The 23,315-nt window shown below is 65.5% G+C and carries 23 protein-coding genes and 2 pseudogenes; 9 read left to right on the top strand and 16 right to left on the bottom strand.

The genetic code is table 11. The features are described from left to right. Window positions 1-155 precede the first annotated feature (155 nt). Together ABZ909_RS38540 and ABZ909_RS38535 are read right to left on the bottom strand one after the other, a co-directional pair. Complete coding sequence (locus tag ABZ909_RS38540; protein WP_357010370.1) at window positions 156-359, bottom strand: hypothetical protein; 204 nt, start codon at window positions 357-359, stop codon at window positions 156-158. A 111-nt stretch (window positions 360-470) separates the two neighbouring features. Next, window positions 471-1,259: an IclR family transcriptional regulator gene (locus ABZ909_RS38535; RefSeq protein WP_357010367.1), complete on the bottom strand. Its 789-nt coding sequence runs from the start codon at window positions 1,257-1,259 to the stop codon at window positions 471-473. Window positions 1,260-1,791: 532 nt separating this feature from the next. Between ABZ909_RS38535 and ABZ909_RS38530 the strand changes: the two genes are divergently transcribed. After that, complete coding sequence (locus ABZ909_RS38530) at window positions 1,792-2,433, top strand: XRE family transcriptional regulator (RefSeq protein ID WP_357010384.1); 642 nt, start codon at window positions 1,792-1,794, stop codon at window positions 2,431-2,433. 35 nt (window positions 2,434-2,468) lie between these two features. Here the strand turns inward: ABZ909_RS38530 and ABZ909_RS38525 are convergent, their stop codons facing one another. The 8 genes from ABZ909_RS38525 to ABZ909_RS38490 all read right to left on the bottom strand — a co-directional run bounded on the left by ABZ909_RS38525 (window position 2,469) and on the right by ABZ909_RS38490 (window position 9,637). Further along, window positions 2,469-2,927: a hypothetical protein gene (locus ABZ909_RS38525; protein ID WP_357010364.1), complete on the bottom strand. Its 459-nt coding sequence runs from the start codon at window positions 2,925-2,927 to the stop codon at window positions 2,469-2,471. A gap of 2 nt (window positions 2,928-2,929) precedes the next feature. Then, on the bottom strand, window positions 2,930-4,519 hold the full coding sequence (locus ABZ909_RS38520) for a long-chain fatty acid--CoA ligase (RefSeq protein WP_357010362.1): 1,590 nt from the start codon (window positions 4,517-4,519) through the stop codon (window positions 2,930-2,932). Window positions 4,520-4,550: 31 nt separating this feature from the next. Continuing rightward, on the bottom strand, window positions 4,551-5,384 hold the full coding sequence (hcaB, locus tag ABZ909_RS38515) for a 3-(cis-5,6-dihydroxycyclohexa-1,3-dien-1-yl)propanoate dehydrogenase (protein WP_357010359.1): 834 nt from the start codon (window positions 5,382-5,384) through the stop codon (window positions 4,551-4,553). Next, window positions 5,381-6,208: an alpha/beta fold hydrolase gene (locus ABZ909_RS38510; protein WP_357010381.1), complete on the bottom strand. Its 828-nt coding sequence runs from the start codon at window positions 6,206-6,208 to the stop codon at window positions 5,381-5,383. Before ABZ909_RS38510 ends, hcaB begins: the two co-directional genes overlap by 4 nt. An 81-nt stretch (window positions 6,209-6,289) precedes the next feature. After that, on the bottom strand, window positions 6,290-6,856 hold the full coding sequence (locus ABZ909_RS38505) for a 3-phenylpropionate/cinnamic acid dioxygenase subunit beta (RefSeq protein ID WP_357010356.1): 567 nt from the start codon (window positions 6,854-6,856) through the stop codon (window positions 6,290-6,292). A 59-nt stretch (window positions 6,857-6,915) separates the two neighbouring features. Next, window positions 6,916-8,133, bottom strand: a complete 1,218-nt coding sequence (locus ABZ909_RS38500) for an FAD-dependent oxidoreductase (RefSeq protein ID WP_357010353.1) — start codon at window positions 8,131-8,133, stop codon at window positions 6,916-6,918. Continuing rightward, window positions 8,130-8,468: a non-heme iron oxygenase ferredoxin subunit gene (locus ABZ909_RS38495; protein ID WP_357010351.1), complete on the bottom strand. Its 339-nt coding sequence runs from the start codon at window positions 8,466-8,468 to the stop codon at window positions 8,130-8,132. The genes ABZ909_RS38500 and ABZ909_RS38495 overlap by 4 nt, the downstream gene beginning before the upstream one ends. Continuing rightward, window positions 8,465-9,637, bottom strand: a complete 1,173-nt coding sequence (locus ABZ909_RS38490; protein ID WP_357010378.1) for an SRPBCC family protein — start codon at window positions 9,635-9,637, stop codon at window positions 8,465-8,467. The genes ABZ909_RS38495 and ABZ909_RS38490 overlap by 4 nt, the downstream gene beginning before the upstream one ends. Window positions 9,638-9,964: 327 nt before the next feature. Between ABZ909_RS38490 and ABZ909_RS38485 the strand changes: the two genes are divergently transcribed. The 7 genes and pseudogenes from ABZ909_RS38485 to ABZ909_RS38455 all read left to right on the top strand — a co-directional run. Beyond that, on the top strand, window positions 9,965-10,948 hold the full coding sequence (locus tag ABZ909_RS38485; RefSeq protein WP_357010348.1) for a zinc-binding dehydrogenase: 984 nt from the start codon (window positions 9,965-9,967) through the stop codon (window positions 10,946-10,948). A gap of 26 nt (window positions 10,949-10,974) precedes the next feature. Further along, window positions 10,975-11,913: a 3-carboxyethylcatechol 2,3-dioxygenase gene (locus tag ABZ909_RS38480; protein ID WP_357010346.1), complete on the top strand. Its 939-nt coding sequence runs from the start codon at window positions 10,975-10,977 to the stop codon at window positions 11,911-11,913. A 503-nt stretch (window positions 11,914-12,416) separates the two neighbouring features. Continuing rightward, window positions 12,417-12,902 (top strand): YbaK/EbsC family protein, encoded by a 486-nt coding sequence (locus ABZ909_RS38475; RefSeq protein WP_357010343.1) that lies wholly within the window; start codon window positions 12,417-12,419, stop codon window positions 12,900-12,902. Window positions 12,903-13,364: 462 nt separating this feature from the next. Beyond that, window positions 13,365-13,586 carry a hypothetical protein gene (locus tag ABZ909_RS38470; RefSeq protein ID WP_357010340.1) on the top strand — a complete coding sequence of 74 codons (222 nt, stop codon included), beginning with the start codon at window positions 13,365-13,367 and terminating at the stop codon, window positions 13,584-13,586. Then, window positions 13,583-14,482: pseudogene (locus ABZ909_RS38465) on the top strand (nitrilase-related carbon-nitrogen hydrolase); the annotation flags it as partial. The gene ABZ909_RS38470 and the pseudogene ABZ909_RS38465, both read left to right, overlap by 4 nt. Before the next feature lie 69 nt (window positions 14,483-14,551). Continuing rightward, window positions 14,552-14,764 carry a hypothetical protein gene (locus tag ABZ909_RS38460; protein ID WP_357010375.1) on the top strand — a complete coding sequence of 71 codons (213 nt, stop codon included), beginning with the start codon at window positions 14,552-14,554 and terminating at the stop codon, window positions 14,762-14,764. After that, window positions 14,757-14,927, top strand: a pseudogene (locus tag ABZ909_RS38455) (IS5/IS1182 family transposase); the annotation flags it as partial. The gene ABZ909_RS38460 and the pseudogene ABZ909_RS38455, both read left to right, overlap by 8 nt. 43 nt (window positions 14,928-14,970) lie before the next feature. Here the strand turns inward: ABZ909_RS38455 and ABZ909_RS38450 are convergent. From ABZ909_RS38450 to ABZ909_RS38425, 6 genes are all read right to left on the bottom strand, one after another. Beyond that, on the bottom strand, window positions 14,971-16,596 hold the full coding sequence (locus ABZ909_RS38450; protein WP_357010337.1) for an indolepyruvate oxidoreductase subunit beta family protein: 1,626 nt from the start codon (window positions 16,594-16,596) through the stop codon (window positions 14,971-14,973). Further along, entirely contained in the window at window positions 16,593-18,758 is a 2,166-nt protein-coding gene (locus tag ABZ909_RS38445) for an indolepyruvate ferredoxin oxidoreductase subunit alpha (RefSeq protein WP_357010335.1), read from the bottom strand. Before ABZ909_RS38445 ends, ABZ909_RS38450 begins: the two co-directional genes overlap by 4 nt. A gap of 13 nt (window positions 18,759-18,771) precedes the next feature. Next, window positions 18,772-19,542, bottom strand: a complete 771-nt coding sequence (locus tag ABZ909_RS38440; RefSeq protein ID WP_357010333.1) for a cyclase family protein — start codon at window positions 19,540-19,542, stop codon at window positions 18,772-18,774. Window positions 19,543-19,654: 112 nt separating this feature from the next. Next, a complete protein-coding gene (locus ABZ909_RS38435) occupies window positions 19,655-21,265 on the bottom strand; it encodes an NAD(P)/FAD-dependent oxidoreductase (RefSeq protein ID WP_357010331.1) in 1,611 nt (536 codons plus the stop codon). A gap of 110 nt (window positions 21,266-21,375) precedes the next feature. After that, on the bottom strand, window positions 21,376-21,813 hold the full coding sequence (locus ABZ909_RS38430) for a cupin domain-containing protein (RefSeq protein WP_357010328.1): 438 nt from the start codon (window positions 21,811-21,813) through the stop codon (window positions 21,376-21,378). Further along, window positions 21,813-22,679 (bottom strand): fumarylacetoacetate hydrolase family protein, encoded by an 867-nt coding sequence (locus ABZ909_RS38425; RefSeq protein WP_357010326.1) that lies wholly within the window; start codon window positions 22,677-22,679, stop codon window positions 21,813-21,815. The genes ABZ909_RS38430 and ABZ909_RS38425 overlap by 1 nt, the downstream gene beginning before the upstream one ends. 176 nt (window positions 22,680-22,855) lie before the next feature. Between ABZ909_RS38425 and ABZ909_RS38420 the strand changes: the two genes are divergently transcribed. Next, window positions 22,856-23,260: a RidA family protein gene (locus ABZ909_RS38420; protein ID WP_357010323.1), complete on the top strand. Its 405-nt coding sequence runs from the start codon at window positions 22,856-22,858 to the stop codon at window positions 23,258-23,260. Window positions 23,261-23,315 lie beyond the last annotated feature (55 nt).

Raw genomic sequence — 23,315 nt, 5'->3', positions numbered from 1 at the left:
GCGCGCGCGCCCCCACCGCCACCACCCCGCCTCCCCCACCACCACCCTCGCCGCGCACCCCTCTTCCTTGGTCGGGCCGCGCCCCCCCCCCGCCCCCCCCACCCCTCAACGCACTTCGACACAGGCCCTGGTGTTCCGCTCCTGAAATCCGTTGTCTAATTATAGGATTCGCGGGTGCCGAAGACCGGGCAGCCGAACAGGGCCGAGCTGACGGTGACCTCGATCTGGAACAAGAAGTGGAGCAACGGCAGCGACTGGGCCGCTTCGTGGGAGAGCTTCGGCAATCCTCGAGCGGTCGGCGCCCCGACGCCGATGCGAAACGCTACGTCCTTATCCGCGGCACTGACGACGCCATCCACTACAAGAGCTTCTCCGCTGGCGACTCATGCCAGCTTGCTGGACGGGTGGCGAGTTGGTGCGAGTGCGAGCGCGAGCAAGTCTGCCTTGCAGGATGGGTCGGTCGCGCAACGTTATGCGGTCCGGGTGAGTTGGGTGCGGCCGAGGGCGTTTGACGCTGCGGCGCAGACCTGGCGGAGGGTGGTCTCGAGGCGGTGGGCTTCGAGGTTGCCGTGGGGTCCGGCCACCGAGAGCGCGGCGATGACGCGGCCACGGCGGTCGAAGACCGGCGCGGCGATGCAGGACAGTCCGAGTCGGCTCTCCTGGTTGTCGTAGGCCACGCCGTTGCGCCTGATGGTGGTCAGTTCGCTCACCAGCTGAGCTGGGTCGACGATGGTGTGCGGGGTGATTGCGTGCAGTGGGGAAACAAGTACAGGGGTGGCGGTCTGAGGATGGTAGGCGAGCAGAACCTTGCCTACCGCGGTGCAGTGGGCCGGGAGTCGCCCACCAATGCGTGAGGGCGCTGGAATGGTGTGGTGGCCGTACAGTTTGGCGAGATAGACCACGTCGGTGCCGTGTAGAGCGGCCAGATGCACTGTATGCCGCGTTGTTTCGTAGAGGTCGGTGAGGAAGGGCAGCAGCAGATCCCGGATGCGTTCGTACTCGGGGGAATACACCGCCTGACCCAGTTGATGCAGTCGGGCGCCGAGGCGGTAGCCGGTTCCTATACGTTCGACGACACCGTTGCGCTCGAGCATGCCGAGCACGCGGAAGGCGGTCGACTTGCTCAGTTGTGCGCGTCGCGCGAGCTCGCTGACGCCAACGCCACTGCTGGCCTGGTCGCCGAAGGCGACCAGCAGGCTGATGGCCTTGTCGACGGCGGCGCGGTCGCCGCGGACCGGTTCGGCAATTGACGTGGTCATGCTCGTTCCTCTTGCTCACGCTGCGGTGTCAACTTCAGTACACCGGTCCGGCACTTCTATGTGACAATCATGCAAACCCGGATTCCGTTCGTCAACAATGACGAACTGTCAATTTAAAGTGACACGTAGCGCTGGTAGCTGGGAGTTGCTGATGCCGGTTCGGTCGCCGTTCGTCATCAAGCTGTCGTCGCCATGGTCGGACCATCGATATCGGAACATCGGGATCGACCAGCCGCCCGGGTTCATCATGTTGCGGTTCGCGATCGCGCGGCGGGCCGCGGCGAGTTCCTTCGTCCGGTCGACAGGGAGGGCCGCGACCCGACGGCCGTCGGCGGCCAGCCAAGCAGCCGACAGCGCTCCGCGGCCGCTGACGCAGGGTGAGATCGATCGAGCTCGCGCCGCAGCTGCCGAGGAGCGCGACAGGCGCACCATTGCCGCACTCCGGCCGTCCGTCGGGACGACGGACAGCAGGGCGTGCCGTATGTCGATCCGTGGGGGTGCATTTCGCGGTCAGTTCGTCAACAATGACGATATGCATATTAAAAGTGACGGGCGGATCGATGAAAACGAGCTGGTGGCGCGCAATGTCCGCCGGTACCGCCTGGAGCGAGCCATGTCGCTGGGAGATCTGGCACGTCGATCGGGACTGTCCAAGCAGACGCTGTCGAAAATCGAACAGGGCGTGGGGAATCCGACGGTCGAGACGCTGTCGCAGTTGGGGGCGGCCTTGGATGTGCCGGCGCGGCGACTGCTCACCGAATGGGGTACGCCCGTCTACGTGCAGCGAGCCGTCGATGGCGAGTGGACGGACGGCGCCCACTGGTCGGAGCGGCTGCTCGATGAGACCTATGGTTCGGGCCACGTGCGCACGCTGATGCTGCGCCTCGAGCGAACCGGCCCGGAACCCGCTGTGATCGAACCGCATGCTCCCGGCACGCTGCACCACGTTTACGTCGTCACCGGCAAGCTGCGCACGGGTCCGCTCAGCGAGCCGGTCGATCTGGCGGCGGGTGATTTCGTACGGTTCCCGGGCGATGTCCCGCATCGGCACGTTTGCCTCAGTGAACGGGTGCTCGCGCACATGGTCACCACGGTTCCACAGGTTCGTCAATTCGGGCCGACCGTGATCCGGAGCGGAGGGACTGCGCCGGTGGCGGCAGAGACTGCGAACTGACCTGTTGATCGGGGCAAGAAGGTGTTGTGCCCCAATCAGGTTCCAGGGACATGATCGAGATCCATATCCACTGCGGTGACCCAGCTCGGCTCCGCGACCAGCAAGCTCAGCTGGGCGTCGGGCAGGTCGAAGTCGACGACGTACCGAAATCCGGCCGACTCGGCAGCGGCGATGGTGCTGCAGTCATCCGCGGATGCGGCGAAGACGAGTCGACGGCTGTACGGGTCGGCGGCCTCGACGGCCGCGAAGAGCGCAACCAGCAGGTCGGCCAGCAGTGGTCCAGGCAGCGTGCCGGTGACGCGCGCTTCGACGTCGTGGCTGTGGACGGGATAGGTATGCCGGAGGCGGCCAGCTGCGCAGCGCTCGAGTTCGACCGTCACTCCGCCGTCGACGGGACGACGGACATCGAGTGCAACCGTTGTTCGGGAACGGGATCGGACCTCGACGGTCCACGGCTCATGGAGGACGGGCACGAAGATCGGGGGAGCCGACATGATCAGGGTTCTTCCGTGGCGAGCCGCCGGATGGCGATCTTGTCGAGCTTGCCGGAGGCGTTGCGAGGCACCGACGGTACGAGTTTCAGCCGCCGCGGCAGCTTGTAGCGCGCTAGCTGTTCTGCCGCATATTCGCGTACATCCTCGAGAGTCAGACAGACGCCGTCTGTGAGGCTGGCGATTGCGACTACCGCTTCACCCCACTGCTCGTCGGGAGCGCCCACCACTGCGACGTCGACCAGCCCCGGCAGATCGGCGAGGGCGCGTTCGACTTCGGCGGGATAGACATTCTCACCTCCGGTAATGATCATGTCCTTCAGGCGGTCGACGATGAAGAGGTAGCCGTCCTCATCGAGGTAGCCGATGTCGCCCGAGTGGAACCAGCCTGCATCGTCGAACGCCGCGGCAGTGGCCTCCGGATTGTTCCAGTAGCCCGGCGTGACATTGGGGCCACGGACCACCACCTCACCGGGGACGCCAGGCGCGACCTGTGTGTTCCGGTTCGGGTCGATGACCCGGACCTCGGTGTACGGCATGGCGATTCCCGCAGATCCGAGTTTGTCGAGGGTACGTTCGACGGGCAGATGGGTGGCGAAAGGGGCGGTTTCGGTCAGCCCCCACGCCTGCTGGAGCAGAATGCCGTGCCGGGCAAAACGCTGGATCAGCGTCGGTGCGACCGGTGCTCCGGCGACCACGACGGTGCGCAGGTGTGGCAGCTCGGTCTCGAAACAGCCGGGAACTCTTGCCAGGGCGGCCAGCATTGCTGGAACCGCGAAGAACGAATTCACTTGATACGAAACGAGATCGCGAAGGAAAGCGGCCGGATCGAAGCTGCGGCGGACGATCAGGGTGCCGCCACGGACGATAGTACGCAGCGCCAGTGCGTTGACTCCGCCGACATGGAAGAGGGGAGCCACCGCGTGGGTGATGTCGCCGCGTCTGGTGTCCAGGCGGCTGTCCACATTGACAGCGTTCCACCAGATGTTGCCGTGTGTGAGGACAACGCCTTTGGGAAGCCCGGTTGTCCCGGAGGTGAACATGAGGATGGCGGGATCGTCGAATCCTCGGGGGATGGCGAAGACAGCAGGCGTGACCTCCACGGCTTCGATGAGGCGCGCCCACGGTTCCCAATACCCGGGTGTTTCCGTCTCATTCGGCAGCTGTGGGTCATCGTCGATGAGCAGAAAATGGCGTAGCTTGGTGTACTCGCGCACGGCCTCCACTGCGGCGCGGTGACCAGGCTCGCACACGATGGCCGAGGCCCCGCTGCCGGACAGTACGGCTCGTAGCTCGGGTCCGGCCAGTCGGAAGTTCACGGGAACGAAGATTGCCCCGAGCCGGAAAGTGGCCAGCATCGTCACGAGGTAGGCGGAGCTGTTCAAACCCAGATACGCGACACGATCACCGGTGGTGACTCCACGAGCTGCCAAGAGGACAGCCACCCGGGCGGTCTTGCGGTCGAGCTGGCTGTGGGTGAGATCGCCTCCGGCATAATGGATCACCGTGCTGTCGGGCTGAAATCCGGCGAGCGCGCTGATTGCGGTGGCCGGGTTGATATTCACCGTTGTGGTTGGATGCGTCACGGTGCTCATCGAGGTCTCCTTGTGCTCGTCGTCGAGCGAATTACAGGTGGTCACCGCCGGCGGCGGTGGCGAAGCCACGGACACCGATGCCGCCGTCGACCGAGATCGCTTGTCCGGTAATCGGTCCACTTTGTTCCCGCGAAGCGAGCAGCACGTAGGACCCAGTGAAATCGCGAGGGTCGGTGCTGGAGTCGTGCAGCGGGATCGGGGGCGGGGGAGCGTCGGGGCTGCGTTTGGCGAACGACGCGGCCAGCGAACGTTCGTGCAGCGATAGCGATTCCGGGCCGCGCAGGTCGGTGTTCATGCCCCCGCAGGCGACGCCGTTCACACGGACCTTGGGTGCGAGCTCATAGGCGAGTTCGCGCATCAACCCGAGGCAGGCATGTTTGCTCGCGGTGTAGACCGGTCCACCACCGTTGACGTAGAAGGAGGCATTCGACAGCGTCATCACGATGCTGCCTCGGGTTTTCACCAGTTCGCGCCAGGCGGCTTCGGCAGCGAGGAAGTATCCCTTCACATTGATCGAGAACAGCTCGTCGAAGGTGTCGGAGAGTTCCTTGCCGTTGAGGCGGGTGAGTTGGCGCTGGTAGTCCCAGATACCCGCGTTTGCGACCAGTGTGTCGAGTTTGCCGAAGTGGGAGACGGTTTCGGCGACCGCAGCGTGCATCTGATCGGAATCGCGCACGTCGGCCTCGATGGCAAGCATGCGTGACTGGTCAGGACAGGCTCCTACGACTTCGTCCAGCTTGTCGCGGTCGCGTCCGAGAATGGTCACGTTCGCGCCTTCTGCGACGAATCGTTGGGCGACCGCCCGTCCGATTCCGGAGCCGCCACCGGTGACCAGTGCGACGTACCCGTCCAGCCAGCCGCTCATGACAGCTCCGTCAGGAAGTCGCCGACCAGGCGCTCGAATTCGCGCGCGCGCTCGAGTTGGACCCAGTGCCCGCAATTGCCGAAGATGTGCATCTGTACGTTACGGATGTTCTTGAGCATGAGGTGCGCGCCGTCCAAGGTGATGGTGCGGTCGTCGCGGCCCCACAGCAGCAGCGTGGGTGCCTTGATCTTGTGCAGGTCGCGCCAGAGCGGGTCCATGCCGTGTCGTTTGGCGAAGGCAGCGTTGTAGCGGTGGTAGAACTCGATATGGCTCTCGTCGAGAGATGCCTCGTAGCGGGCCTTCACGACGTCCTCGCCGAACTGCTTGTGGTCGAAGACCATTGTGCGGATGAAGTTGGCCATCTTCTTCACGCTGGGCCCGCCGCTGTTGTAGTAGCGGAACATCTCCTTCTGGCCCTCGGTGGGGGTGGGGCCGAAGGGGAGCCATCCGCCGCCGGGTGCCATCAGCACCAGACCGGTGATCCGGTGCGGCTGGCTTTGCGCCATCGCAAGGGCCGCCGCCCCGCCGAGGCTGTTGCCCAGTAGATGGAAGCCTTCGATACCCAGCGCGTCGAGCGCCTGGAACAGGGTGTCGGCAGTGATCTCAGTGATGGAACGGGCCTCGAGGTCGGCCTCGGTGGGTCGATAGCTGCCGCCGAAACCGGGCTGGTCGGGCAGGATCACCCGGAATCGTCGGGTAAGGGTGGCCAGGTTCTGGTGATAGTTGCTCACGCCGGAGGCACCGGGGCCGCCGCCGTGCAGCATGACCAGAACAGGGCCGCGCCCGGCTTCGGCCACGGCGATGGGGCCGAGGGTGGTGGTCACAGTGTGGTGCGTCAGCTGAATGTCGCGCTGCCGCAGGGCGAAATCGAGTTCGGACACGGACACGGTCGTCCCTTCGGTTGGTCAGAAGAAGGTCGAGATGTTCTTGGCCTGCAGGATGTTCTGATCCAGCAGGATGGTGCGGCGGGCGACCCGCAGTCGGTCGCCACTGCGGCGCAGCACGTCGGTACGCTGCCCGGCGAAGACGTTCTCTTCGCGTTCGAGGCGGTTGCGGTAGACCAGGAATGCCGATCGCGCCAGCAGGTCGTCGGTCGTGAAGCCCGGTTGGTCGGCCGGATCTACGTGGTGCACAACCACATTGGTGACGAGGTGGCGGGTGCGCGACGGTGGGTCCTCGGCCCAGGCCATCCCGGAGTCGAAGCGCCGGATGCGCCAGGTGAGACTTTCCTTGGTCTCCTCGTAGTAGGCCGCTTCGCCGCGGGACGCGATCGACAGTGACTGCTGGCGGCGCAACCGGTTGGTGCGGGTCGGCATCCAGTAGTCCAGGTCGTCGTCGAGCAGGTCCAGCCAGTCGGTGAAGCGCCCGTCGTCGAGCAGTTCGGCCTCTTCGTAGTAGAACTGCTCGACCTCGAAGTGAATCTCACGGTCGGCCTTCGAGCCGGCCGTGAACTGCGCTGTCGTGATCCTCACGGTCTCATTCCATCCCTTCTGCGTGCAGCGCCACAGTGGTTGTGCCGCACGGCGGCACGTCAGCCACGTAGCAGCTTGCGGAGGTCGGTCGAGGGGTCGGCGAGGCGGTCGCGGTCGACTGCGATGCCACGGTCGATGAGGCGGCGAGCGGCGCGCACGGCAGTGGACTCATCGACGCCGACCGCCGCTACGACCCGGCCACTGCGCAGCCCGAAGGCAGAGAACGACGCCGAGCCGAGGGTGCCGCGCAACACGATGTCCTCGGCGGCGGCCATCTCGCCCACCACCTCGACGTGCCGGTGATGCCGATCGGTCCAGAACCACGGCGCGGTGTCGGCGGGCACCGCGGTACCGAGAATGGTTGCGGCAGCACGCTGCCCGTCGTGCTGAGCGGCCTCCCAGTGCTCGGTGCGCGGTAGCAGCACACCGTTGTGCCGAGTGCAGGCCGGATCACCGACCGCGAGGACGGCCGGGTTGGAGGTTGTCTGGCGGTGGTCCACGATGATGCCACGATCCACTTCCAGCCCGGCCGACGCGGCCAATCCGGTTTCCGGGACCATGCCGACGCCGAGGACGACAACATCGAAAGTGCGGGGGAGATCAACACTCGTGAGCCGCGCCTCGATGCCGAACGTGGTGTCGCGCAATGACTCCACTCCTGCTTGGAGGGTGATGACACCGCGCTGGGTATGCAGCGTATGCAGCCAGACAGCGAGCTCGGAGCCGAGCGCGGCTGTCAGCGGCGGCCGGACCGGGTCGACCAGGACGACATCGCAGCCGAGATCGACCGCGGTGGAGGCGACTTCGGCGCCGATGAGTCCGGCGCCGACGACCAGCACGCGCGCCTCAGGGATCAGGGCGACCCGCAGGCGGTCGGCATCCTCGCCGGTGCGCAGCACATGGACTCGTGAGCCGTCGCTGCCCGGGATGGGCGGTCGGGCGGCCCGGCCGCCGGTGGCCAGCACCACGCGATCGGTGGAAAGCGTTGTGCCGTCGGAGAGTTCGACGCTGCCGAGGCCAGTGTGAAGCGCTGTGACGCTGGTCTGCGTGATGAGGCGAATCTTGTTGTCGTCGTACCAGCGCGGCGGCTGTAGCGCGATGTCGGCGAGCGCCTTGCGGCCTTCGAGGAACTCCTTCGACAGCGGTGGGCGGTCGTAGGGAAACTCCCCGGCATCGACGAGAGTGACATCGCCGACAAAGCCACCCGCCCGCAGCGCGGCGGCGGTGCTGACGCCGGCGATTCCGCCACCGACGATCACAACATTTCCGACAGTCACGGCGCCTCGTTCGGGAACAGGTAGACCTCGCCGTCACGGACTTCCACGCGATGCGGACGGGCGCTCTCGGTGGCCGGAAGACACTGGACCTCACCGCTTTTCAGGCAGAACTTGCTCGAGTGCATCGGGCACTCGACGTATCCGCCCTCGACCCAGCCCTCGGCGAGCGAGGCGACCTCATGGGTGCAGGTGTCGTTCAACGCGTAGATGCTGCCGTCGTCGTCGCGCAGCAGCGCGATGTCGTCGTCGGTGCCGGCGACAGCCTTGTCGATCGCGATACCTTCGCCGACCGGGATGTCGTCGAGTGTGGCTACCCGGATTCCCGTGCTGCTCATCGTTCTTCCTTCTCGTGCCAGGCCGGTGTGTTCATCAGATCGCGCCAGCGGCTGTAGAAGGCGCGCCCGGCGGCGTCGCTGTAGAGCTCGCTCGTCGTGCCGGGGTAACGGCCGTCTTCGCGCTCGGACCCCAAGCCCATCTGGTAGTTCAGCGGTACCCGGTTGGTGATGAAGCCGCGCGAGATGTGCTGCACCTCGCTCCAGTTCTCGCCGTCGTCCTGTTCGAAGATGCCGCTGGGGCCGAAGGTGCACAGGTTGTACAGGCGTTGTGCCTCACGGACTTCCGGGGGCATCGACTTGTCCACCACGGTCCAAGCCCACACCTCCATGCGATCGGGGCCCTTCGGGTGCCAGACCCGGATGGTGCCGATCACCGGCAGATACGAGAAATTGGGGAAGACAGTGGCGTGGCCGTCGGTGAGCGGTCCTTCGACGCGTGCGTCGCCGAGGCGCTCGCGCAGTGCCTCGTAATCGGTCCACTCGTGGACCTTCTGCGCGTTGAACCGATTCTTCGGATGTACCGGGAATCCGGCGCCGTGGCCGTTCGGGTCCAGGTACTGGCGGCCACTGCGGTGCACGATCTCGTTCTTCGGATTCTTGCTGGGCGACAACACCATCAGTGCCGACGCGTGGCTCATGTTCACGTGGTACCAGTCGGTCGCGAACTGTTCGGCCGCGAGCTTCCAGTTGCCGTCCAACACCCACTTGTGCACGCCGCCGACGACGACCGTGCCCTCCGGATCGTGATCCAGCATGGCGTCCATGTACCACGCCATGTCGCCGAGGTATTCGCGCAGCGAGACGGGTTCCGGATTCCAGGTTCCGAAGATCAGACCGCGATAGGTCTGCACGTGCGGCACCTCGACCAAGCCCCAGTTTGCGGTGTCGAACGAGGCCGGATAGCCGTCCTTGTTCGGGATCGAGACGAGCTTGCCGTCCAGGTCGTAGGCCCACCCGTGGTAGGTGCAGGTGAAGTTCCGGGTCGCCCCGACATCCGCCCGGCACACCCGCGCGCCGCGATGGCGGCAGGAGTTCAGGTAAGCCCGGATCTTCCGGTTCTTGTCCATGGTGACGATGACCGGGTCCTCGCCCATGTATGTGGTGAAGAAATCCCCGGGCTTGTGAAATTGGTCGGTGTGCGCGAGGAACAGCCAGCTCGGGGCGAACACCCGTCGCAGCTCCTGGCGGTAGAGCTGCTCGTCGGTGAAGATGGCGCGGTCCAACAGGCCGCCCTCGGAATCGACCAGCCCGGAGACATCGATATTGCGGGCCAGCTCGACCGGCCGCCGCAGCGCGCCGCACGGGGTGGCGGTGGTGGTCTCGCAACCTGTCGCGGGTTCGATGGTGGAGGTCATGGTCTCGAGCGAACCCGCTGGAAACCGCCGAATCCATCGCATGTTCCGCAGGACGGCACGCCCCCGGCGAGATTCGCGCGCTGTTCCGCAGGGCGGCACGCGGACTAGGGCGACGGGGATCCGCACAGCGAGTGTGACGACATGCTCGCTGCACAGGCCATCGCCCAGAGCGCCACCGACCCGCTGTCGGGTCTTGTGGTGCGCGATATCGCTATCCCATTGCCGCCACCTGGTTGGACTCTGGTCCGGGTGGTGGCGGCCTCGTTGAATATGCACGACCTGTGGACACTGCGAGGCGTCGGTCATCCGCCGGAGCGACTGCCGATCGTATTGGGCTGCGATGCAGCGGGTTACGATGCCGACGGCAATCCGGTCATCGTCCACCCTGTGATCGCCGACCCGGACGCCGGTAACGGGGACGAGACCCTGGATCCGAACCGCGCGTTGATGTCTGAACTCTTCGACGGCACCTTTGCCGAATACTTGGCCGTGCCTGCCCGGAATCTTGTGTCCAAACCGACGTGGTTGTCCTTCGATGAGGCGGCCTGTCTGCCGGTCGCGTGGACCACCGCGTACCGGATGTTGTTCACCAAGACCGGAATTCGACCTGGTGATCGGGTACTCGTCCAGGGAGCGGGCGGTGGAGTCGCCTCGGCGGCCATCAAACTCGCGGCGGCTGCCGGAGCAGTGGTGTACGCGACCAGCCGCAGCGAGAGCAAACGCGCCGAGGCGCTCGCATGGGGTGCCCATGCCGCCGTTGCTACCGGTGAGCGGCTGCCCGAGAAGGTCGATGTGGTCATCGAAACTGTCGGCGCGGCGACGTGGGAACACTCCCTGAGATCGCTACGGCCGGGCGGCGCGATCGTCGTGGCCGGAGCGACCAGTGGTGCCAACCCACCCGCAGATCTGAACCGTGTGTTCTATCTGCAGCAGCGGATTCTCGGTTCCACCGGGTGCACCCGCGCCGAGCTGGAGGGAATGCTGCGCATGATGGGATCCACCGGCGTTCGGCCCGTGATCGATCGAACGTTGCCGCTCAGTGATATTCACCAGGGCTTCCAGTTGATGATCGATGGCGATCTCACCGGCAAGCTCGTCATCCATCCGCCCGCTGTCTCGCACTGACATCCGACCCAGCTCGAGGAATCGTTATGACTGCAGCAGCCGTGGGACTGTCCCACTCACCGCTCATCGGCAAGAATGATCCTGCTCCGGACGTACTGGCCCGGGTGGACCGAGCCGTGTCAGCCGCGAAAGAGTTCGTTCGCGACTTCGATCCGGAGCTGGTCGTGTTGTACGCACCCGACCACTACAACGGCTTCTTCTACAAGGAGATGCCGCCGTTCTGTCTGGCCACCGAGGCACACGCGGTCGGCGATTTCGACTCGGCGGCGGGCCAGCTCTCGGTTGACACCGGTGCGGCGAAATTGATCGCGAAGGGCGTGCTCGACCGCGGCGTCGATCTGACCATCTCGGCCCGGATGATCGTCGATCACGGGTTCGCGCAGCCGCTCGAAACCCTCTTCGGCGGCATCGACCGAGTGCCCGTGATACCGGTGTTCGTCAACGGTGTCGCCACTCCGCTGGGACCGATGAGCCGAGTCCAGGCACTGGGCACCGCGATCGGCCAGGCGGCCGACGAATTGGATTTGCGCGTACTGTATCTCGCCTCCGGTGGGCTCTCGCACGATCCGCCGGTGCCCGTGCTGGAGGGCGCGCCGCCGCGGGTCGCCGACGCGCTGATCGAAGGCCACGCACCGACCCCCGAACAACGTGCCAAAGGCGAACAGCGGGTCGTACAGGCCGGCCGCGAGTATGCCGCCGGAACCAGCACGATGACCCCCATCAACCCGGAATGGGACAACCGGCTGCTGGACTTGCTGGAGCAGAACCGCGTCGACGAGTTGGCTTCCTGGCCGGTGGACTGGATGGGCGAGCAGGGCGGTGGTTCCGCACACGAGGTGCGCACCTGGCTGGCCGCCTACGCTTCGCTCGCGGCGGGGGGTCCTTTCGATCTGAAATCCCGATTCTACGAAGCGATCCCGGCCTGGATCGCCGGGTTCTCCGTCACCACGGCGCTCCGACAATGAGGTATCCGCACTACACCGACAACGGCCTGCGCGATGCGCCCGCTGTGGTTTTCATCGGCTCGCTCGGCACCACGCGCTCGATACCCACCTCGCGAATTCTATTGGGGCGCAGGAAGCCTCGTTTCGCCCAACGGAACCGCGCCACCGATCGGCACGACCATGCCGGGGCATGATCGGCGTTGGTTCCGGCAGGTGCGGGTCCGGTGACGACCCGAGTGTCGGTGTTCCTGGAGGTCGAGGGCGCGGCACACTACCTGCCCGCCTACGCAGGCAACCCCAGGCAGCGCCGCAGCGAAGGATCGCAGCCACAACTCAGCGATGTCGGCAGCATCGGTGCGGCCCGCCGAAGCAACAAATTCACAGCCCGAAACCAACCTGCCCCCGCCCTCCGACGCCGCTCCCGCTCGACGAAGGCGGGTGGCTGGATCTCCGCGAGACATCCACGATGACCTATGCTGAAAGCCCAGGTCCTGGTGGTACCAGCCAGTCAATGGAGGTCCGTCATGTCCATATCACCAACCGTGCAGCAGTGCCTGAACAATTCGGGCATCAAATATGAAATCGTGCGGCATCCACACAGCCACAGCAGCTCGGAAACTGCCGAAACCGCCCACATCCCCGGCGACCACCTCGCCAAGACAATTGTCCTGGAAGACGAGCAAGGCTATGTCGCCGCCGTGGTGCCATCCACCCATCATCTACGACTCGCGAAGCTCCGGGCCCAAACGGGTCGGCGGCTGGCGCTCGCCAAAGAGTCGGACATCCGCGAAACCTTCAAGGACTGTGAGGTCGGCGCAATCCCGCCCATGTGCACCGCCTACGGCATGATGACGCTGATGGACGAGAGCCTCGCCAGTGCGCCGGATATCTACTTCGAGGCCGGTGATCATGAGACGCTCGTCCACCTGCAGACTGGCGAGTTCATGCGCCTGATGGAACAGGCCGAGAAAACACGCTTTTCCCACCGCCCGCAATCCATCGGTCACTGAGTTCCCGCAACCGCTGATGCGGACACGTGAACCGTACGTTTGATGACGGTGGCGGCAGCGATGCCATCACGCTGAATTGGAGCCGATCCCGAACATCCGCTCGTTCCGCATACCGCGCTGACCGAACCGGCCAGCGCGAGCGCTCCGAAGGTCAACGGGCTGAGATCATCTCGCCCGACTGGGCCCGGCCAGCTGTGCACGGAAATGCCGCGTCCGCGCGTTCTGCTCTGGCGGTTCGCCGGTACCGCGGCATCGTGAAGGATGGCTATCTCTCCCGATCTCGATGGCCCCTTCGGCGGTGAGCAGGTTCGTCACCGCTGGCTCGCCGACCCCGTCACCGATGCCGAGTGTGTCGTGATGGCGCTCATCATGTCTGCGCCCAGAATTCAGAACTTCTCCATCTGGAGAAAACGAGAGTACGCTGTGCGCACAGGACACAACGGTCGGTAGTGGAGGATAACGATGACCAGCACGATCATCACCGACGTGCGGGTGCGAACGCTCGCGCCGGACACGCCGGAAGCGGAGGCACTGGTGCTATCCGGCGGATGCGTGCCGGCGGCGGGCGGCCCGGACGCCATGGCGGCGGCCGGGCCGGATGCCCGGCATGTCGACGCCGAGGGCGGTGTGGTGCTGCCCGGCCTGGTTGATACCCATCCGCACGTCTGGTGTGGCACGGAATGACCGATCGAGCCGCCGGGGCAGCACCGGTCGCGCCGTATATGGCGGTCGGGTTGTCGACCATCGTTCACGGCATCGGGGCGCGCGACCACGTCGCGCGCAACCTCGACACGATCGAGGAGACCATTCACGCGGCGGTGTCGGTCGTCGGCATCAACCTGCCGGTGAAACTCGTCGCTCTGGCCGAAGGGGCCCTCACCGGCTTCACCGACGAGATCTTCGATCTGCCGCACAGCCGGTGCGCCAGAGAGCTTTTCATCGATATACCCGGCCCGGAGACCGATCGTCTCGCTGCGCTGGCCCGGCTGTACGAAACCTATCTCATCGTCCAGTGCAAGGCCCGCTGGCCCGAGGTCATCGCGGACCGGTTCTTCAATGTCATGGTGGTGATCTCGCCGCAGGGTGAGATCGTCCACCGGGCCGCCAAGAATCATGTGTGGTGCCGGGAGCATTCGTGCACCCCGCACGATGTCTACGATCGGTGGGTCGAGCTGTTCGGCGACGGTATCGACGCCTTCTATCCGGTGCTGCGGACCCCGGACATCGGCAACATCGGCACCCTGTGCTGCAGCGACGGCGAGTACCCGGAAGCCGTTCGGGCACTGGCGTTCAACGGCGCGGAGGTGGTGTACCGACCCAGCGAAGCCGTGCCGATGACCGCGGCCGGTCCGGACGCTGGAGGCACCTGGCTGCTGCAGAATCGGGCGCATGCGCACTTCAACGGGGTGTACATGGTGTGCCCGAACACCGGGCCGGTTTACGCCAGTCCCGCCGCCGAGCATCCCGTGGACATCGCCGGCGGCAACGGGCACATCGTCGACTATCACGGTCAGGTGATCGGGCGGGTATCGTCGGGAGCCAACGCGATCATCGCCGCGCCGGTGGATGTCGAGGCACTGCGCCAGTATCGGATGATGAATCTGAACTCGAACTGGCTCAAGGACATTCGCACTGAGCTGTTCCAGCGCATGTACGACCGGCCGATCCATCCGGCCAATCTTTGGCTCGACCGTGAGCCGGGGCGGCACGCCGCGGTCGATGACATCTACCGGGCCAATATTGCTCGTCTGGTACAGCAGCGCGCGTATACCGAACCCGCACAGCGGTTTCCCGGCGCACGCCATATCCCTCCGCCGGGCGACGGCGACATGGACGCCGTCGTGGCCAGGTGGCGGACGTAGCCGTCGTCGTTCGCCTATCTTGGATTCGGTAGTACTCGACACGGTCGCCACCCAGGACACAGTTGATTGCGGCGATCCGTCGGGTCCGCCGCCAGGCTCCTGGGGGGCGGCGGAACTCATCGACACGCGATGCCGAGCCCATGATTACGACGACGCAGGCAAGCGTTGGACGTGCCGGATGTCCAACGCTTGCCTTCAGCGGATTGTCAGCGGGGCACCGATGCAGCGAGCTCGACGGTCAGAGCCGTATCGGTCTCGTCGGAGAGTGCGGCCGCCCGAAGCTTCGAGAGTCGTTCGGCTGCATCTGGGTGCCCGGTCAGTTTGTGGGCAGCGTGCATGAGTTTTCCGAAACTGTCGGTGCCGTGTTCGAAGGTGGCGCCGTAGCCCTTGAGCACACATTGGCATTCGAGGATCTCGCGGGCGAGGTCGGCATCGAGTGGGGCAGCGGTCGATGCTGCTTTCAGCCATTCGTTGATGGCTTGCTGTTCGCGCTGATAGCGCAACGATCGTGGGCGCAAGGGGCGAAGTCGGGCTGTTATCGACAGGGCGGTGTAGCCGGTGATCGAGCTGGTGTTGACGGTCATGCCTCGGCGGGTGAATTTCCGGACCAGCCGCTGGAATGTGCTGGAGCGGCGCAGGACCGAGCCGATTCGAGCCGGCATGGTGTCGGTGATCTCGTCGATCTGTGGGTGGAGGTACTCGCGGACCTGAATCAGCTGGTCTGGTTCGGCACGCGCCTCGGAGCGGATGCGATCCATGCGGTGTCGCCGGATTTTTTGCAGCGCAACCTGAATGGTGTCCTGATAGCACATCCACAGTGCGATTTGCCGGGCCGCTTCGATGGTGAGCAGCGCGCTGCCCTCGGCATCGGGATCTACTGCCGCGAATTCCCTCACACGACTCAGATACAGCCGGGAGTACGCGGTGTTCTGATACATCGCGGTGCGGACCAGGCCGTGCAGGATCATGGACCGCGCCGCAGGCGGGAGCTCTCCGACGGTCTGCGCGAGCTTCCGTAGTTTGGGGCCGACGAGCGCTCCCGGGTCGATGGCGGCTATTTCGTTGCGGCGCTCATCTTCTCGTGCCTTGTGCTCGTCGGCCGTAAGCGGCCGGGGAATGAGGGTCAATTCCACTGGCTGTGAAGTTCGCGGTGGGATCGGGGATTCGGTGACCGCCGGTGCGGCGGCAGCGCTGAAGCCGTCGGCGAACGCACGCAGGGACTGTTCGATCCCTTTGCCGAAGCGGCGAATCGGTTCTTCGAATTGTTCTCGGGTGAACGGTAGTACGCCGGATCCGGCCACGGCGCCGAACAGCGCCGCACTGATCACGCTGCGGTGGTGCTCGGCTACTGCCATGAAGTCGGACGCTATCAGTCGCTTCGATCCGCGCCGGGCCGCGTCCAGCAGCGTCGCGCTGTCGACGCGACCGTCGCCGAGAGCCATCTTCTCGTCGATCGAATACACCCTGTGTGTGGAGGTGAACAGGGTGGTTCGATCCGGTGTTGTGAAGCCACGTTGGACGGCGCGGGCCGCTTCCATCAGCTCGGAGGCGATCACGATGTCGACTTCACCAGGGGTGGGGAACACGCTCAGCACGGGTTCGCTGCGTCCGGTTCCGATGGTGTGGCCGGTTCGGGAGGGCGGGAACAGTTCCACGTAGTACACGGTGGATCCGGTGCGCTGGGCGACACCGGGCACAGACGTGGTCTGGGCGAAGTAGCCGGCCGCCTCGGCGACTTCCACGATCCAGTCGGAGAGCACGCCCCCGCCTTCGCCGCCCATGGCCAGGATCGCGAGTGTTATGGGGCGCTGTCCGGTGTACCAGCCTGTCATGGTGTTACCTCGAATCCGGCGGCGCGGCGCTCTATTCCGCGCGCGAGCATGTTGATCCACCAGGTGCGCAGCCGGGCCAGCATGCGATCGCGCCGGGTGGGGTTGTAGACGACGTCCGTTCGGTAGAAGGACGGACACAACACGGCCGCATGCGCGTTGGCGCCGCACACTCCGCATCCGACGCAGCTGTCGAGCACGGTCGCGATTGGATCGGTGCACATGGGGTCGGGGTTGTCGGTGATGGTCAGCGACGGGCAGCCGGAGATGCGGATGCAGGCGTGGTCACCGGTGCAGGTCTCCGGGTCGACGCCGAAACGCTCGCGGACCACCCGCTCGCCGGCCTGCAAGGCCTGTGCCCGCTGCGGTTTCTCACGTCGCTGCCGGTTGAGCTGGCATTCGCTTTGCATGACAAGGACTTTCGGCCCTGCCTCATCGGTGGTGAGCGCATCGACGAAGGTGTCGCGCACGGTGGTGACGTCGTAGGTGTTGTCTATTGTCTTGGCCCAGTCGACACCGATGCCGCGGACGGCCCTCTCGATGGGATGCTTGGTGGAGCGGGTCGGCAGGTCGGCGTGCGAGGAGAGCACGTCCTGACCTCCGGTGGCGGCTGCGTAATCGTTGTCGACGACTACCAGTAGCTGGTCGTTCTTGTTGAAGACCGCGTTGCCGACGCCGCTGCTCAGCCCGTTGTGCCAGAAGCCCCCGTCGCCCATCATCGCGATGGTTCGGCGGTCGGAGCCCGTCGAGTTCAGTGCCGCCGCAGCCGCCGAACCGAGACCATAACCCATGGTTGTCGCCCCCAGATCGAACGGCGCGTTGATCGAAAACAAGTGACAGCCGATGTCGGCACTGATGTGATGTTCGCCCGTTTCGCGTTCGGCGAGTTTCAATCCGCTGAAGATGGGGCGCTCTGGGCATCCGGTGCACAGCCCGGGCGGCCGGGGCCGCACAATATGCGGCTCGACCCGCACCGCGAACGGGCTGGCCGGGTCGTCGGCCGAGCGCAGGAGCGCGGGTTCGGCAGTGATCACCTCGGGCAGATAGCTGCTGAGAAAGGTATGCACCCCACGCGTGACGACCAGCGAGGTGTACTCGCCCGCCATGGTCAGCATGTCCTTGCCGTGCAGTTCGGCGGGTATGCCGGCACGGCGCAGGATGGCATTGATGTTCTGTTCGATGAAGTCCGGCTGGCCTTCTTCGACCAGCAGCACCGCGCGCTTGTCAGTGCAGAATTCGATGACTTCTTCATCGATCACCGGGTAGGCGACGTTCATTACGTACAGCGGAACCCGAGTGTTGCCGAACGCATCCGAGCATCCGAGCAGTTCCATCGACCGGTTGAGGGTGTTGTACAGCCCTCCTTGAACGATGATTCCGACATCGGCAAGGTCCTCGCCGAACACCTCGTTGAGCCCGTGGTCGCGGATGTGCTTCACCGCGGCCGGCCAGCGGTTTTCGATCTTCTCCCTCTCATGTTGAAAGCTGGCCGGCGGCAACACGATTCGACTCACGTCGCGAGTGGGCCGCCGGGTCGCTTCGGTGACTGTCATCGGAGGCCGCTTGTTGTCTTCGGCCTCGAACGCTCCATGCAGGTGACAAGAGCGCAGCCGCAGCAGCAAGAACACAGGGGTGTTGCTCGCCTCCGACAGCTCGAAGCCGGATTTGACCGCGTCCACGATCGCGGTGATGTTCGGCCGCGGATCCAACAGCCACATCTGCGATTTCATTGCGAACGCGTGCGAACGCTCCTGCATGATGCTGGAGCCCTCGCCGTAGTCCTCGCCGAGAATGACGAGTGCTCCGCCGGTGACGCCGCCGCTGGCCAGATTCGCCAGGGCGTCGGCAGCAACGTTGGTGCCCACGGTCGACTTCCATGTCACCGCGCCACGTAGCGGATAGTGCACCGATGCGGCCAGCATCGCCGCCGCGGTAGCTTCCGAGGCGCTGTTTTCGAAATAGACGCCGAGCTCGTCGAGTACGTCTTTGGAATCGCCGAGCACATCCATGAGATGGGAGATCGGTGCGCCCTGGTAGCCGCCGACATAGGCGACGCCGGACTGCAGCAGCGCCTTCGTGACTGCCAGGATCCCCTCCACGTGCAGGGTCGTGCCGGAGCCCTGCCGCAGTTTGCCGACCTCGTTCGCAAAAGACCGTTCCGCCATGGTTTTCCCTCCCTTATCCGGCGTCGCGTTCGACGAGCGCGAGCACGCGCGCCGGGCTGCCGGACCCGCCCACGATCGGCAGCGGGGACACGATCAGCAGGGCGCCGGTGGCGGGCAGCCGGGCGAGGTTGCGCAGACTGGTCAGGCCCCATTTGTTGGCGCCCAGCAGCTGGCTGTGGCACGGGAAGGGCGGTTCGAACCCAGCGGCCGCGCCGGCGTCGGTGCCGACGGTTTCCACGCCGAGTCCGGTCAGTGCAGACTCTTCGGCCAGCCACTTGGCGCAAGCGGCGGAAACGCCGGGTGTGTGCCCGTCATTGGTGAACGCGGCGGCATCCTCACCTCGGGATTCCCATCCGGTGCGATAGAGCAGCCAGCCGCCCGCCGGGAGCGGTCCGTGCTCTTTCTCCCAGCGGCGAATGTGATCGATTTCCAACAGGAATTCCGGGTCGGCCGCGACCTCGGCGGTCATGTCGATCATTGCAACGGGCGCGAACAGTGTGCGAAGCGGGGCTTGCGAGACATCGTGTCCGCCGCGGCCGCTCAACCAGTGCACCGGTGCGTCGAGATGGGTGCCCGTGTGCTCGCCGGTGTGGATGTTGTTCCAGTACCAGGCGGGCCCGCGGTCGTCGTAGCGGCTGATCTCCTCGAGCCGGAACGGGACGGTGTTGGCCAGCGGCGGCGGCAGCTGCAGGATTGGGGTGGATTCCTGCAACGGAGTAGTGAGATCGATGATGTCGACAGCGCCGGAGCGGGTCGCTTCGATGACGGCGTTGAGCAGAGACATCGTGGCTCCTGGGGTGAGGTAACTGGTTTCGAAGTCTGATGCGGCTGGTCGGGCCGAGCTATCCGCTGCACGCGGCGGTTGTCCGGCCGGCGCAGTCCACCGGCGGCGCTGGTCACTGTGTGCGGAACAGTATGCGCAGCTTGCGATTTCGTGTGAGCGTTCGCGCTACGAGGTGTCCCGATCCGCCGCTCAAGCCGGGGCCGGGATGCGTGGATGCGCCGATCTGCCACAATCCGGACACGGGTGTCGCATGCCGTCCGGCGGAGGGCAGGGGGCGCCACAGGTAACTTTGGTCCAATTCGCACGAACCCCCGTAGGGATCACCCGTGACGGCATTCGGGTTGTGTGCGGCCACATCGGCCGGGGTGATGACGTCGACCGCGAGCACTTTCCGGGGCAGGTCGGGAGCGTGGGTGGCGATTCGCGCCAATACACGATCGGCGAAACTCCGTGCCAGCGCAGGAGTCCAGCCATGAGTCGTATCCAGCGCTCCGGCCGCATCGCCTACCGGTGCGAATGGGACTTCCTGCAGTTGCAGCCAGAGCGCCGCCGTACCGTCCGGCACCCTGCTGGGGTCGAGCAGGTACTGCTGGCCGACGACGACGGTCGGTCGGCGGGGGAGCAGCCCGGCTTCGGCCTCGGCGCAGGCGATTCCGGTGCTGTCGGATCCATCGGAGACGTGAATCAACGGAATGTCCCGCAATCGGGTGTCGGCCCAGTCCAGCGGCGCCGACAAAGCGACATGGACTTGCATTTCCGCGCGGCCGTAGCGGAAGGTCGCAGCCTCGGCGCGGATGGTGGATGACACCGCGTCAGGTGGTAATAGCTTGTCGTACAAGGCGGTTGGCGTCACCGAAGCAAGCACCGCGCGGCGAGCGTATGTGGCGTGGCCATTGGCGACGACCCCGACTGCTCGGCCGTGGTCCACCAGGATCCGCTCCACGAAAGTGGAGGTTCGCACCTCGACGCCCAGGGAATGCAGCAGCGACTCGAACGCTGTCAGCAGCCCGGCGGATCCGCCGGCAACCACCGGCAGTCCGGCCCCGTGCAGGGTGGTCGCGAGCAGCGGCATCATCAGTCCGCCCGAAGCATGATCCGGAGAGAGACCGGCATGCAGCAGCCACGGTGCATAGAGGTGATCGACCTCGTGGCCGCGAAACTCGCGGCGCGCGAATCCACGACCGCTGCTGAGCGCCATGCGCAGCCAGTCTTCAGTGCCGCGTCGCCCACCGCGCATCAGACCGGCCAGCGATCGGAGGGCGGACGGCGAGCGCAGTTCGGCGTCCATCAGTCCGCCGATCGGTGCCGCACTCGCCGCGAGCCGGGCCAGCATCGCGAGATATGCGGTTCGGTCTTCGGGGTCGGCGAACTCCATGACGGTGCGTTCCGGATCGCGGTGTGCGATGGTGACGCGGCCGTCATCGGCAACGCTGGCGGTCACCCATTCTTCGGTGTTGCGGAATTCGAGTCCGTGTTCGTGCAGGTAGGGTCCGAGGCTCGCATAGGCGGCGCCGGAGACGAACAACGGATGCCAGGACGAGTAGGTGTCGTGCCGGTAGCCGGGAAGAGTGCGTTCTTCGGTGGCGATGAATCCGCCGATCTCCGCATTACGCTCCAGCAACTGCACCGACCAGCCGGCCAGTGCCAACTCGGCCGCGGCCACCAGGCCGTTGACCCCTGAGCCGACGATTATCGCGTCGGCTGCGGTTGTGATGTCGGTCATAGGACGCACGGTATGGTTGCCACACCTGCTCGGCTATACGCTGCGCGCGGCATCTGTCCGGATCGTGCGGTCCGATGGCCCGGGCCGATGGTGCGGCCCGAGCTCGAATCTCACGCCTGCCGGTATCCAACCAGGATGGAATCGTCGACATCGGGCAGGTTGACGACGATATTGTCCGGAGTGCGACAGGTCAGCCAGACCAGCTTCTCGGTGGTGCTCATGTTCACCTCGACGTGCGGCATGAACGGTGGCACGAATACGAAATCGCCTTCGCTCATGTCGACGTACTCCGCATAGTTCTCCCCGTAGTAGATGCGTGCCTTCCCGGTGAGGACATAGCCACCGGTCTCGGCTTCGCCGTGGTGATGGGGCAAGGAACGGTAGCCGGGTTCGTTGGTCACCTTGCCGTACCAGATCTTGGTCGCCGGGGTGTGCTGCGGGCTCACGCCCGAGACGCGCAGCGCGCCACCGGATTGTGCCGTCTCGGTGTACTCCGCTCCGGCTCTGGTGACAATCGGAGCGACCTGGGTGGTGGCGTCACTGGTCATCATGATTCCTTTCCGTCCCGCTGGGCGGGCTCGATATCATTGGGGGACAAGGTGATTCGATTGCGTAGCAGGCCGATGCCCTCGATTTCGGTCTCGACGACATCGCCGGCGCGCAGGTAGCGCGGCGGGTCTGCCGCGATGCCCACACCCCCCGGCGTGCCGGTCAATACGACGTCACCGGGACGCAGCACGGTGAATGCGGAGATGTACGACAGCAGGGTGGCCGGGTCGAAGACAAGGTCGTCGGTGGCCCCGGTCTGCTGCTCGATGCCGTTGACTCGGCAGACGATGCGGAGGCCATCGGCGGGGTCGGCCTCGTCGGGCGTGACCAGATCAGGACCCAGTGGAGTGGTGGCGTCGAATGCCTTGCCTTGCAACCACTGCGGAGTCCGCCGCTGCCAGCCGCGCACCGAGAAGTCGTTCGCGACGGTGTATCCGGCTATGGCTGCCCGCGCCATGTCGCGATCGGCCCGGCGCAGGGTGGCGCCCACAATGATCGCGAGTTCGGCCTCCCAGTCGAACAACACCGCCTCGGCCGGGCCGGGCAGGGCGATGTCGGCGTCCCAGGCAGTGAGGGTGTCGGCGAATTTCGCGAAGAGCGTGGGGAATTCGGGCGCGGATCGACCCATCTCGGCGATGTGGGCGCGGTAATTATGGCCGCAGCACACGATCTTGGTCGGCGCTGTCACTACCGGCGCCGCCCGCCCGGGTGGCGGCTGCTCGCCGGGCAGCGGTCGGACCGAGCGCCAGTTCTGGTCTGAGAGCAGTGCGCCGACGTCGGCGGCCGTCGTCGCATACCACTGTCCGTCGGCGCGGACTTCGGCGCGACTGCCGTGGCCGTCGCAGAGAACTGTTCGCAAACGCATCGCTGGAGACTCCAGGAATTCGGCCGGGTTGCCCCCGGCGGCTTCGAACGCAAGGAGCGGCAGCTCAGATATAGCGTTCTATTGACGAGAATCAATCTAACACCATACTGTGGTTCGGACCACCCCCGTTCGAATCGGCTCGCCGCCCGGTGGGTCCCCGCGAGAAAGAGGCGATCATGCTCGTCGACCACATCAATCCGCCCGAGCTGGCGAAACCCTCCGGGTTCGCCCACGCCACGCGGTATCGCGACATCGTTCACCTGGCGGGCCAGACGGCCCTGACGCCCGAGGGGACGATCGTCGACGGCGGGATCGTCGCCCAGTTCCGGCAGGCGCTGGCCAATGTGATCGCGGCGCTCGAGGCTGCGGGTGGAAAGCCGCAGAATCTGCTGTCGGTGACCATCTACCTGCTGGACATTCCCGGCTACCAGGCCAACGCCAAGGAAATCGGCCGGCTCTGGCGCGAGTTGGTCGGCGAGGTGTACCCGGCGATGGCCGGAATCGGTGTCACCGCGCTCTGGCAACCCGAAGCGCTGGTGGAGATTCAGGCCGTAGCCGCGCTGGGCTCCGAACAGGCCTGATGTCACCGGCTCGGTGCGGCCTCGGAACATGGCGCGACATCGACGGCGGTTGACT

This window comes from Nocardia sp. NPDC046763 (genome assembly GCF_040645495.1).
Classification (GTDB): Bacteria; Actinomycetota; Actinomycetes; order Mycobacteriales; family Mycobacteriaceae; genus Nocardia.
This window is presented reverse-complemented; position numbering and strand designations above follow the sequence as displayed.